This window comes from Pseudomonas rubra (genome assembly GCF_028656935.1).
In the GTDB taxonomy this organism is placed as follows: Bacteria; Pseudomonadota; Gammaproteobacteria; order Pseudomonadales; family Pseudomonadaceae; genus Aquipseudomonas; species Aquipseudomonas rubra.
Genome location: NZ_JAMDGZ010000065.1, coordinates 1 through 10,128 on the forward strand (window position 1 = coordinate 1; position 10,128 = coordinate 10,128).

Annotated in this window: 10 protein-coding genes; 4 read left to right on the plus strand and 6 right to left on the minus strand. The window is 63.0% G+C overall.

Annotation, left to right across the window (positions count from 1 at the left end; all coding sequences use genetic code 11):
* Positions 1 to 69 precede the first annotated feature (69 nt).
* The 6 genes from M5G17_RS24410 to M5G17_RS24435 form a co-directional block, all read right to left on the minus strand.
* Positions 70 to 858, minus strand: coding sequence for an amino acid ABC transporter ATP-binding protein (locus M5G17_RS24410; RefSeq protein WP_130264829.1), 789 nt, complete (start codon positions 856 to 858; stop codon positions 70 to 72).
* Positions 859 to 876: 18 nt separating this feature from the next.
* Positions 877 to 2,118, minus strand: coding sequence for an NAD(P)/FAD-dependent oxidoreductase (locus M5G17_RS24415; RefSeq protein WP_273895425.1), 1,242 nt, complete (start codon positions 2,116 to 2,118; stop codon positions 877 to 879).
* 25 nt (positions 2,119 to 2,143) lie between these two features.
* Entirely contained in the window at positions 2,144 to 2,854 is a 711-nt protein-coding gene (locus tag M5G17_RS24420) for an ABC transporter permease (protein WP_273895426.1), read from the minus strand.
* Positions 2,851 to 3,570, minus strand: a complete 720-nt coding sequence (locus M5G17_RS24425) for an ABC transporter permease (RefSeq protein WP_273895427.1) — start codon at positions 3,568 to 3,570, stop codon at positions 2,851 to 2,853. Before M5G17_RS24425 ends, M5G17_RS24420 begins: the two co-directional genes overlap by 4 nt.
* 139 nt (positions 3,571 to 3,709) lie before the next feature.
* Entirely contained in the window at positions 3,710 to 4,468 is a 759-nt protein-coding gene (locus M5G17_RS24430; protein WP_273895428.1) for a transporter substrate-binding domain-containing protein, read from the minus strand.
* A gap of 31 nt (positions 4,469 to 4,499) precedes the next feature.
* On the minus strand, positions 4,500 to 5,369 hold the full coding sequence (locus M5G17_RS24435; RefSeq protein ID WP_273895429.1) for a MurR/RpiR family transcriptional regulator: 870 nt from the start codon (positions 5,367 to 5,369) through the stop codon (positions 4,500 to 4,502).
* Between the two features lie 150 nt (positions 5,370 to 5,519).
* Between M5G17_RS24435 and M5G17_RS24440 the strand changes: the two genes are divergently transcribed.
* The 4 genes from M5G17_RS24440 (at position 5,520) to tpx (ending at position 10,098) form a co-directional block, all read left to right on the plus strand.
* Positions 5,520 to 6,545: an Ldh family oxidoreductase gene (locus M5G17_RS24440; RefSeq protein ID WP_273895430.1), complete on the plus strand. Its 1,026-nt coding sequence runs from the start codon at positions 5,520 to 5,522 to the stop codon at positions 6,543 to 6,545.
* A 173-nt stretch (positions 6,546 to 6,718) separates the two neighbouring features.
* Positions 6,719 to 7,912, plus strand: a complete 1,194-nt coding sequence (locus M5G17_RS24445; RefSeq protein ID WP_273895431.1) for an amino acid aminotransferase — start codon at positions 6,719 to 6,721, stop codon at positions 7,910 to 7,912.
* Positions 7,913 to 8,159: 247 nt separating this feature from the next.
* A complete protein-coding gene (locus M5G17_RS24450; RefSeq protein WP_273895432.1) occupies positions 8,160 to 9,437 on the plus strand; it encodes a serine/threonine transporter in 1,278 nt (425 codons plus the stop codon).
* A 160-nt stretch (positions 9,438 to 9,597) separates the two neighbouring features.
* The gene (gene tpx, locus M5G17_RS24455) at positions 9,598 to 10,098 is read left to right on the plus strand and encodes a thiol peroxidase (protein WP_273895433.1); all 501 of its coding nucleotides are present in this window, start codon (positions 9,598 to 9,600) and stop codon (positions 10,096 to 10,098) included.
* Positions 10,099 to 10,128 lie beyond the last annotated feature (30 nt).

Consider the following 10,128-nt stretch of genomic DNA (forward strand, 5'->3'; position numbering starts at 1 on the left):
CATAGAATCTCCCACAGGAGAAGTGCAGGGCCTGTAGGAGCGGGCTTGACCCGCGATCGCCATCCCGGATTAGTGCAGTATCTGCGCCAGAAATCCCTTGGCCCGCGCACTCTGCGGGTTGTTGAAGAACGCCTCGGGGCTGGCGTCTTCGATGATCTGCCCGCCATCAAGAAACAGCACGCGCTCGGCCACCTGGCGGGCAAAGCCCATTTCATGGGTGACGCAGAGCATGGTCATGCCGGTGTCGGCCAGTTTCACCAGCACATCCAGCACTTCGGCCACCATCTCCGGGTCCAGCGCCGAGGTCGGCTCGTCAAACAGCATGATCTTCGGCTTCATGCACAACGCCCGGGCAATCGCTACCCGTTGCTGCTGGCCGCCCGACAGCTGACTGGGGTATTTGCCGGCCTGGCTCTCGATCCCTACCTTGCTCAGGTAAAAGCGCGCGCGGTCTTCGGCTTCCCTGCGCGACAGGCCGCGCACGCTCATGGGTGCCAGGGTGCAGTTGTCGAGCACGCTCATGTGCGGGAACAGGTTGAAATGCTGGAACACCATGCCGATTTCGCTGCGTACCTCGGCGGCCTGGCGGGTGGTCAGGGCCAGATCGGTGTCGTTGACGCGGATGTTGCCCTGCTCGGCAATTTCCAGGCGGTTGATGCAGCGGATCAGCGTCGATTTACCCGAACCGGACGGCCCACAGAGGACGATGCGCTCGCCCTCGCGTACCTGCAGATTGATGTCGCGCAGCACATGGAAGGCGCCGTAATGCTTGTTCAGGCCCTCGACGGTCACCACGACCTTGCGCGGGTCGGCCTGCGGGGCAGGGGTTGGGGTAGCAAGGCTCAGAGTAGCGGTCATATTGTTATTCTCCCGCGGTCAGTCGAAGCGGCTCGCGCGGTAAGGCGCAGGGTCGGTGAATGGAGTTTGGCCGGTGATCATTTCCGCCAGCAGGCGGCCGCTCACCGGTCCCAGGGTCAGGCCGTGGTGGGCATGACCGAAGTTGAACCACAGGCCCTTGTGGCGGGCGGCCGGGCCGATTACCGGGCGCATGTCCGGCAGGCACGGGCGGCGGCCCAGCCAAGGCTCGGCATCGACCCGCTCGCCGAGTGCAAAGACCTTGCGCGCCAGGGCTTCGCAGCGTTGCAACTGGATCTGGTTGGCGGCATCGCTGCTGGCGGCAAACTCAATGCCGGTGGTCAGGCGAATGCCCATGGCCATGGGCGCTAGCACGTAACCGCCCTGGGCATCGCAGATCGAATGCGTAAGCTCGGCGCCGTCACGGGCACGGTAATGCATGTGATAGCCGCGCTTGATCTCCAGCGGGATGCGGTAGCCCAGCGGCTTGAACAGCTCGGCCGACTGCGGGCCGAGGGCGACCACCACGTCGGGGGCGGTGATCGGCCCCTGGCGGCTGTCGACCTGCCAGTCGCTGGCGACCTGGCGCAAGGTGCGGGCGTCGCCATGAATGAACTGGCCGCCGCGCTGGACGAACAGCTTGGCGTAGCCGCGGGTCAGGCCGCCGGGGTTGCTGACGGTCTTGGGGTCGAGCCAGTGGATGCCGCCGACCACCGTGTCGCTGAGGTCGGCTTCACGTGCGTGCAATTGCTGGCGGTCGAGGATCTCGTACTTCAAGCCATAGGCTTGCAGTGCATGGGCATCGGCCACGGCCTTTTGGTAGGCGCCCTCATTGCGGTACACCTCGATCCAGCCATTGGCCTTGACCAGCTCGCCAAGGCCGGCCGCGTCGATCAAGGCGTCGTGTTCTTCGACACAGCGCTGCACCAGCGGCAGCATGGCCTGGGTCGCCACGGCAATGCCGGCAGGCGAGGAGTTCTTCCAGTACTTGAACAGCCAGGGGCTGATCTTCGGCAGGTGGGTGAAGCTGTAGCGCACGTCGGGCTGGCGGTTCAGGCCATAGCGCAGCAGGCTCGACAGCTCACGGGGGAAGGCATAGGGGATGACACTGGAGCGCTCGATCAGCCCGGCGTTGCCATGGCTGGTGCCACTGCCGGGCTCTTCGCGGTCGATGAGGATGACCTTGCGCCCGCGTGCCTGCAGGTGCAGGGCGGTGCACACGCCAACGATACCGGCGCCCAGAACGATGGTTTGACAATGCATTGGAACGGTCCTCACAAGCAGGCGGTCAGCGCAGGTGGCGGCCCAGGCGGGCTTCGATGTGTTTCAGGCTGCGGCGCACGATCTCGACGATCAGCAGGTAAAGCACTGCGGCCCACAGGTAGATCTGGAAGTCGAAGCTGCGCGAGAAGGCAAGCTTGGTCACGCCCATCAGGTCATAGATCGTCACCAGCGAGGCAATGGCACTGGCCTTGATCATCAGGATCAGCTCGTTGCCCAGCGGGCCGATGGCAACGATCAGCGACTGCGGCAGGATCACCTTGAAGAAGGTGGTCGAGCGTTTCAGGCTCAGGGCTTTGGCGGCTTCATACTGGCCCGGGGCGACCGCCAACAGGCTGCCGCGGAAGATCTCGGCCTGGTAGGCGGCGGTGTTGAGGGTGAAGGCCAGCACTGTGCAGTACCAGGCATCGCGGAAGAACCACCACAGGCCGACCTCCTGCCAGAAACCCTTGAGCGAACCCAGGCCGTAGTACAGCAGGAACAGCTGGGCCAGCAACGGCGAGCCGCGGAAGAAGTAGATATAGCCGGCGCTCAGGCGTTGCAGCACCAGGTTGTTCGACAGCCTGGCCAGGGCCAGCAGCATGCCGAGCAGGGCGCCGAGGGTGAAGGACAGCGCCACCAGCTTGCCGGTCACCAGCAGGCCGTCGATAAAGCGCGGGCCGTAGCGTTCCAGCAGGTCGGGGTCGAGCACCAGCGCCAGCAGTTGATCGAAGCTCATGTGCGTGCCCCCCGCAGATGGCGGCTGAAGTACTGTTCGATAAAGGTGAACACCCGCCCCGACAGCGCCGAGAACAGCAGGTAACCCAGGCAGGCAACACCGTAGAAGAACATCGGCTCCTTGGTCACGCTGACCGCAAGGTTGGTCTGGCGCATCAGGTCGACCAGGGAGATGGTCGACACCAGCGAGGTGTCCTTGAGCAGCGACAGCCAGTTGTTCGACAGGCCCGGCAGGGCAATACGCACCAGTTGCGGGAACACCACCTTGCGAAAGGTAGTGGCCTTGCTCAGACCCAGCGCGGCCGAGGCTTCGTATTGGCCCTTGGCGACGGTCTTGAACGCGGCCAGCCAGATCTCGCTGGAGAACGCAGCGAACACCAGGCTGAAGGCAATCATCGCGGCCAGGAAGGTGTTGATCAGCACTTCGCCTTCATAGCCCATGGCCAGGAGGATTTTTTGCGCGGCTATCTGGCAGCCGTAATAGATGATCAGCAGCGTGAGCAACTCCGGCAGGCCACGGAACACGGTGGAGAACACCGTGGCGGCGGCGCGTGGGAAGCGCTTGGAGGAGCGGGCGGCGAGGGCCACGCCCAGGCCCAGCGGCAGGCCGATGGGCAGGCAGGCCAGGGCCAGGGAAATGGTTACCAGGGCGCCGGCCAGCAACGCCTGGCCCCAGCCGCCGCTGGCGAAGGAAAGCAGTGACAGTTGTTCGAGCATGCTCAAACCCTCTTGCAAGACAGACACCCCTGTGGGAGCCGGCCTTGCCGGCGATGGCATCGACACGCAGTCAGGCAGTGCGCGGCGTCTGCATCGCTGGCAAGGCCAGCTCCCACAGGTCCCTCACAGGGCGTGAGATTTACTGATAGATATCGAAGGCGAAGTAACGACTGGCGATCTTCTGGTAGGTGCCGTTGGCGACGATGGCGTCCAGGGCCGTGTTCAGACGCTCGCGCAGGGCCTGGTCTTCCTTGCGCACGGCAATCGAGGCGTCGGCCTTGGTGCCGTTGACGTCGCCAAGGATCTTGCAGCAGTCCTTGCCGGCCTTGCCCAGCCACTCGGTCAGCGGGAATTTGTCGGCAATCACCCCGTCCAGGCGGCCGGCGGCAAGGTCGGCGTTGGCTTCGTCGAGGGTCGGGTAGAGTTTGACGTCGGCGCCGGCCTTGCCGTACACGTCTTCGGCATAAATGGCCTGGGTCGAGGACGCTTGCGCACCGACCGTGTAGCCCTTGAAGTCGGTCTGTGCGTCGGTGATTTCACTGTCCTTGGCCACGGCTACCGACAAGGGGGTCTTGTAGTAGTGGTTGGTGAAGGCGATCTTCTTGCGTCGCTCTTCGGTATTGATCATCGAGGCCACTACGGCGTCGTACTTCTTGGCCATCAAGGCCGGGATGATGCCTTCCCAGTCCTGGGCCACCAGGGTGCATTCGACTTTCATCTGCTCGCACAGGGCATGGGTGATGTCGACGTCGAAGCCGTGCAGTTTGTTATCCGAATCGACGTAGTTGAACGGGGGGTAGGCGCCTTCGGTGGCGATCTTCAGGGTTTCGGCCTGGGCCATGGTCGAGCCGGCGAGCAGCAGGGCGCAAGCCCCTGCGAAGCGGATAACAGGTTTCATGACACACCTCGATCTGTTGTTTGCACTCTTGCTATTGTTTGCTCGTTGACGTGTAGCCAACGAATTCGTTGTGTAGAGCTGCAGTTGCTTCCAAGCGTTTTTCAACATCCGGTCCTAGCTTCTTGCAGACCTCGTTGACCATCAGGTGTACCCACGACAGCATCGTCGCGGTGGACTCCCAGAACAGATTGAATTCGGTAGGGATGCGAAACACCTCACTGGCGTTGGCATCGGCCCAGTCACAAAACGTGTCGGTCACCAGGGTGACGGCAATGCCCGCAGCGTGCGCCTTGCGGCACAAGGTCAGGGCATGGCGCGAGTAACGGCGCGCTTCGAACACCACCAGGGCGCAGTCGGCCGGATCACTGAGCAGCACCTCGCCAAAATGCCCGGCACTGCCGTCGACCACCTGCACGCCGTCGCGCAGGTATTGCAGCAAGTGGACCATGCACTGGGCGATGCCGCGCTCGGTCTGAAAACCTGCGACGAACACCTTGCGCCGCTGCGCCAGACGTTGGCTGACCACCTGCCAGGTCGGGGTGCGGCTGTACTCGTAAACCCGCACCAGCGCGCCGACTTCCTGCTCCAGGCTGCGGGCCAGGCCGGCGGCATCCTGGCCGTGCTGCTGGCGAAACTCTTGCAGGCGATCACCAACCAGCCAGGGGCCTTCGCCCAGGTCGTCTTTAAGGTCGTGTTTGAGCGCCTTGAGGTGTTCGTAGCCCAGCGAGCGGCAGAAGCGCCCGACACTCGACTCGCTGACGCCGATTTTTGCTGCAAGGCTTGCGGAGGTTTCGAAAGGCAGGTCGGTGAGGTTGGCGAGCATGTGGCTGGCGATCTTGCGCCCGGACGCCGCTGCGTGCTGCAGGCTGTGTTCCAGGCGCTGTTTGATCGGTTGGCTCACAGGGCGATACTCGAAGGCAGTGGCACGTGGAAACAGAAAATGAATGTTTTCTGTCATCAAGTCAATATTTGACAGTTTGCTGTCACAAGAGGAAAGTCAAGGCATTGTCCATCGCTGTCGCCCATTCCAATTCCAATAAGGGAGCTTCAGATGTCCGCACGTCCCGACACTGCTGTCGCGCAGATTGCCTTTGCCGACTTGCAGGCCTTGTTGCAGCGCATTTTTGTCCGTCATGGTTGCAGCCAGGCGGTGGCCCAGGCTCTGGCGTTCAACTGCGCCAGCGCCCAACGCGATGGCGCTCACAGCCATGGTGTGTTCCGTATTCCCGGGTATGTCTCGACCCTGGCCAGCGGCTGGGTCAACGGCCAGGCCGTGCCTGAAGTGACAGACGTCGCCAGTGGCTATGTGCGCGTCGATGCCGGTGGCGGTTTTGCCCAACCGGCCCTGGCGGCGGCCCGCAGCTTGCTGGTAGAAAAAGCCCGCAGCGCCGGGATTGCTGTGCTGGCGATTCACAACTCGCACCACTTCGCCGCCTTGTGGCCAGACGTCGAGCCCTTCGCTGATGAAGGCCTGGTGGCCCTGAGCGTGGTCAACAGCATGACCTGCGTGGTGCCCCATGGCGCCCATCAACCCTTGTTCGGCACCAACCCCATAGCCTTCGCCGCGCCGTGTGCCGGCAGCGACCCGATCGTCTTCGACATGGCCACCAGCGCCATAGCCCATGGCGATGTGCAGATCGCCGCGCGCAAGGGTGAACGGCTGCCTGAAGGCATGGGCGTGGACAACAAGGGTGAGCCGACTTGCGATCCCCAGGCGATTCTCGACGGCGGCGCCTTACTGCCGTTTGGCGGGCACAAGGGTTCGGCGCTGTCGATGATGGTCGAACTGCTGGCGGCGGCGCTGACCGGTGGCCACTTCTCTTTCGAGTTCGACTGGTCGCAGCACCCGGGGGCGAAGACCCCCTGGACCGGGCAGTTGATCATCGTCATTGACCCGAGCAAGGCCGAAGGCAACCGCTTTGCCGAGCGCAGCCGTGAACTGGTGCGGCAGATGCAGGCAGTGGGCTTGCAGCGCATGCCGGGTGAACGGCGCTACCGTGAGCGCGAGCAGTCGGCGAAGGTCGGGGTGACCCTGACTGTGGCAGAGCTTGAACAATTGCAGGCATTGGCCGGGTAGGGGTGGGAGCGGCGGTGCGACGCCTCGACTTGTCCCGCGATGCGGCCACCACCGACCACTGTGCACCCATGCACTAATCAGTTGCACCCAGGGTAATGTTCCTCTGCCCCCGGTACAGGTATCCTCGACACAGCTTTTACTCCGAATTGTCCTGACCCAAGGAGCTGTGCGCTGTGTTCAAACATGTCGATGCCTATGCCGGCGATCCGATTCTCTCCCTGATGGAGACCTTCAAGGCCGACCCGCGCGCCGCCAAGGTCAACCTGAGTATCGGCCTGTATTACGATGCCGCAGGCGTGGTGCCACAGCTGGATGCGGTGCGCGAAGCCGAGCAGCGCTTTGCCGCCCAGCCTCACGAAGCCTCGATGTACCTGCCGATGGAAGGCCTGAACAGCTACCGCCAGGCGATCCAGGCGCTGTTGTTCGGCGCAGGCCACCCGGCAGTTGAAGGCGGCCGCGTGGCCACCGTGCAGACGGTGGGTGGCTCTGGCGCGCTGAAGGTCGGCGCCGACTTCCTCAAGCGTTACTTCCCCGCATCGCAGGTCTGGGTCAGCGATCCGACCTGGGACAACCACCGGGCGATCTTCGAAGGCGCAGGTTTTACGGTCAACACCTACCCGTACTTCGACCAGGCCACCCGCGGCCTGGACTTCGACGCCATGCTCGCCACCCTGCAGGGCCTGGCGCCCAACAGCATCGTCCTGCTGCACCCGTGCTGCCACAACCCGACCGGGGTCGATCTGAGCCAGAACCAATGGCAACAGGTGATCGAAGTGCTCAAGGCGCGCCAGCTGATCCCGTTCCTCGACATCGCCTACCAGGGCTTTGGTGAAGGCCTGGCGGACGACGCCTACGCCATTCGCGAAGTGGCCCGTGCCGGCGTGCCGTGCCTGGTGAGCAACTCGTTCTCGAAAATCTTCTCGCTGTATGGCGAGCGGGTCGGCGGTTTGTCGGTGGTCTGTGACGACGCTGACAGCGCGCAAAGCGTGCTCGGCCAACTCAAGGCCACCGTGCGCCGCAACTACTCCAGCCCGCCAAACTTCGGTGCCCAACTGGTGGCGGCGGTGCTCGGTGATGCCCAGCTGAACGCCCAGTGGCAAGCGGAAGTGGAGAAGATGCGCTTGCGCATCCTCGACATGCGCCAGGCCCTGGTCGACACCCTGGGCGAGCTGCTGCCGGGCCAGGACTTCCAGTTCTTCCTGCGCCAGCGCGGCATGTTCAGCTACACCGGCTTCAGCGTCGAGCAGGTGCGTCGCCTGCGAGACGAGTTCGGCGTGTACCTGATCGACAGCGGCCGGGTGTGCATGGCGGGCCTGCGTCCGGATAACCTGCAGCAGGTGGCCAAGGCGTTCGCTGCGGTTCAATAAGCAAAATCTATCGCGGGGCAAGTCGGGTCGCCGCATCGCCGCTCCCACAGAGGTCATCCAGACCCTGTGGGAGCGGGCTTGCCCCGCGATGCTTTTAACCCAAGGTGCAACCACTCCTCGGCCAGGGCTTTGCAAGTGCAACCAAACGGCGCACAATCGCGCCCCTCTTTGTGTGGCTAAGAGGGGCGAAGCGTCTGTTTCGCCACTCTCAGCTCTGTTGCAGTCTTGCGAGTGGAGTTGCACCCGGATGAATGAGCAGGCCCCAAGCGTTGAACAACGCTTCGAATCGACCCCCGCCGCCCTCGGCAGCTGGGCCCGTCAGGACACGACCTGGATGCTGGGTCTGTTTGGCACGGCAATCGGCGCCGGAACCCTGTTCCTGCCAATCAACGCCGGTCTCGGCGGCTTCTGGCCGCTGCTGATCCTGGCGCTGCTGGCCTTCCCGATGACCTTCTATGCACACCGCGGCCTGACCCGCTTCGTGCTCTCCGGGCGTGACGGCGCCGACATCACCGACGTGGTCGAAGAGCATTTTGGTATCAGTGCCGGTGCGCTGATCACCCTGCTGTACTTCTGCGCCATTTTCCCGATCCTGCTGATCTACAGCGTGGCCCTGACCAACACCGTTGGCAGCTTCATGGAGCACCAGTTGCACATCGAGCCACCCCCGCGTGCGGTGTTGTCGTTCGTGCTGATCCTTGGCCTATTAGCCATCGTGCGCTGCGGCGAGCAGGCCACGGTCAAGGTCATGAGCTGGCTGGTCTATCCGTTCATTGTCGCCCTGGCGTTCCTCGCGGTGTTCCTGATCCCGCACTGGAGCGGCGGCATCCTCACCACCGCGACCCAGATGCCCTCGGGCTCGGCGTTCCTGCACACCCTGTGGCTGGCGATCCCGGTGATGGTCTTCTCGTTCAACCATTCGCCGATCATCTCGGCCTTTGCCGTTGACCAGAAACGCCGCTATGGCGTGCACGCCGATGAGCGCAGCGGGCAGATCCTGTGCCGCGCCCACCTGCTGATGGTGGCCATGGTGATGTTCTTCGTGTTCAGTTGCGTATTGACCCTGACCCCTGCGCAACTGGCCGAAGCCAAGGCGCAGAACCTGTCGATCCTGTCGTACCTGGCCAACCACTTCAGCAACCCGACCATCGCCTTTGCCGCGCCGCTGATCGCCTTCATCGCCATCGCCAAGTCGTTTCTGGGCCACTACATCGGCGCCAGCGAAGGCCTCAAGGGCCTGATCGTCAAGACTGGCAAGCGTCCGGGCGCCAAGGCTCTGGACCGCATGACCGCAGCCTTCATGCTGATCATCTGCTGGATTGTCGCCACCCTCAACCCGAGCATCCTCGGCATGATCGAGACCCTCGGCGGCCCGGTGATCGCCGCGATCCTGTTCCTGATGCCGATGTACGCCATCCGCAAGGTGCCGGCCATGAGCAAGTACCGCGGGCAGATGTCCAACGTCTTCGTCGTTGCCGTAGGCCTGGTGGCCATTTCGGCGCTGGTTTACTCGCTGCTGAGCTGAACCGCTGGATTCGGGAGCCGGCAATCGGCTCCCGAACAACTAAAAATTGTCCACAAAAGTTGTCTGGCAATTCAACAATTTAACACCGGCCCATAGGTAGACGGGCACTTTCATGGTTAACTCTGGTCCTTTACTTAACCCCCGCATAAGGACTTCGTTCATGGCTCAAGTGACTCTTAAAGGCAACCCGGTTCAGGTCAACGGCGAGCTGCCGAAAGTGGGCGCCCAGGCACCTGCGTTTTCCCTGGTCGGTGCAGGCCTGGCCGATGTGACCCTGGCCTCCCTGGCCGGCAAGCGCAAAGTGCTGAATATCTTCCCAAGCGTCGATACCCCGACCTGCGCAACTTCTGTGCGCAAATTCAACGCCCAGGCCAATGATGTCGCCAACACTGTCGTGCTGTGCATCTCTGCCGATCTGCCATTCGCGCAAGCGCGTTTCTGCGGTGCTGAAGGTCTGGAAAACGTGCAGAACCTGTCGACCCTGCGTGGCGCTGAGTTCAAGGAAAACTACGGTGTAGCTATCGCTGATGGCCCACTGGCCGGTCTGACTGCCCGCGCCGTGGTAGTGCTGGATGAGAACGACAAGGTGCTGCACAGCGAACTGGTTGGCGAAATTGCTGAAGAGCCGAACTATGAGGCTGCTCTGGCTGTTCTGAAGTAATAGCAAACCCGTCGGGACTGCTGCGCAGTC

What these genes read in the sequence shown, in the direction of transcription:
- tpx (WP_273895433.1), top strand. Translation starts at nt 9,598, where the DNA reads ATGGCTCAAGTGACTCTTAAAGGCAACCCGGTTCAGGTCAACGGCGAG.
- M5G17_RS24440 (WP_273895430.1), top strand. Translation starts at nt 5,520, where the DNA reads ATGTCCGCACGTCCCGACACTGCTGTCGCGCAGATTGCCTTTGCCGAC.
- M5G17_RS24430 (WP_273895428.1), bottom strand. Translation starts at nt 4,468, where the DNA reads ATGAAACCTGTTATCCGCTTCGCAGGGGCTTGCGCCCTGCTGCTCGCC.
- M5G17_RS24410 (WP_130264829.1), bottom strand. Translation starts at nt 858, where the DNA reads ATGACCGCTACTCTGAGCCTTGCTACCCCAACCCCTGCCCCGCAGGCC.
- M5G17_RS24415 (WP_273895425.1), bottom strand. Translation starts at nt 2,118, where the DNA reads ATGCATTGTCAAACCATCGTTCTGGGCGCCGGTATCGTTGGCGTGTGC.
- M5G17_RS24450 (WP_273895432.1), top strand. Translation starts at nt 8,160, where the DNA reads ATGAATGAGCAGGCCCCAAGCGTTGAACAACGCTTCGAATCGACCCCC.
- M5G17_RS24420 (WP_273895426.1), bottom strand. Translation starts at nt 2,854, where the DNA reads ATGAGCTTCGATCAACTGCTGGCGCTGGTGCTCGACCCCGACCTGCTG.
- M5G17_RS24425 (WP_273895427.1), bottom strand. Translation starts at nt 3,570, where the DNA reads ATGCTCGAACAACTGTCACTGCTTTCCTTCGCCAGCGGCGGCTGGGGC.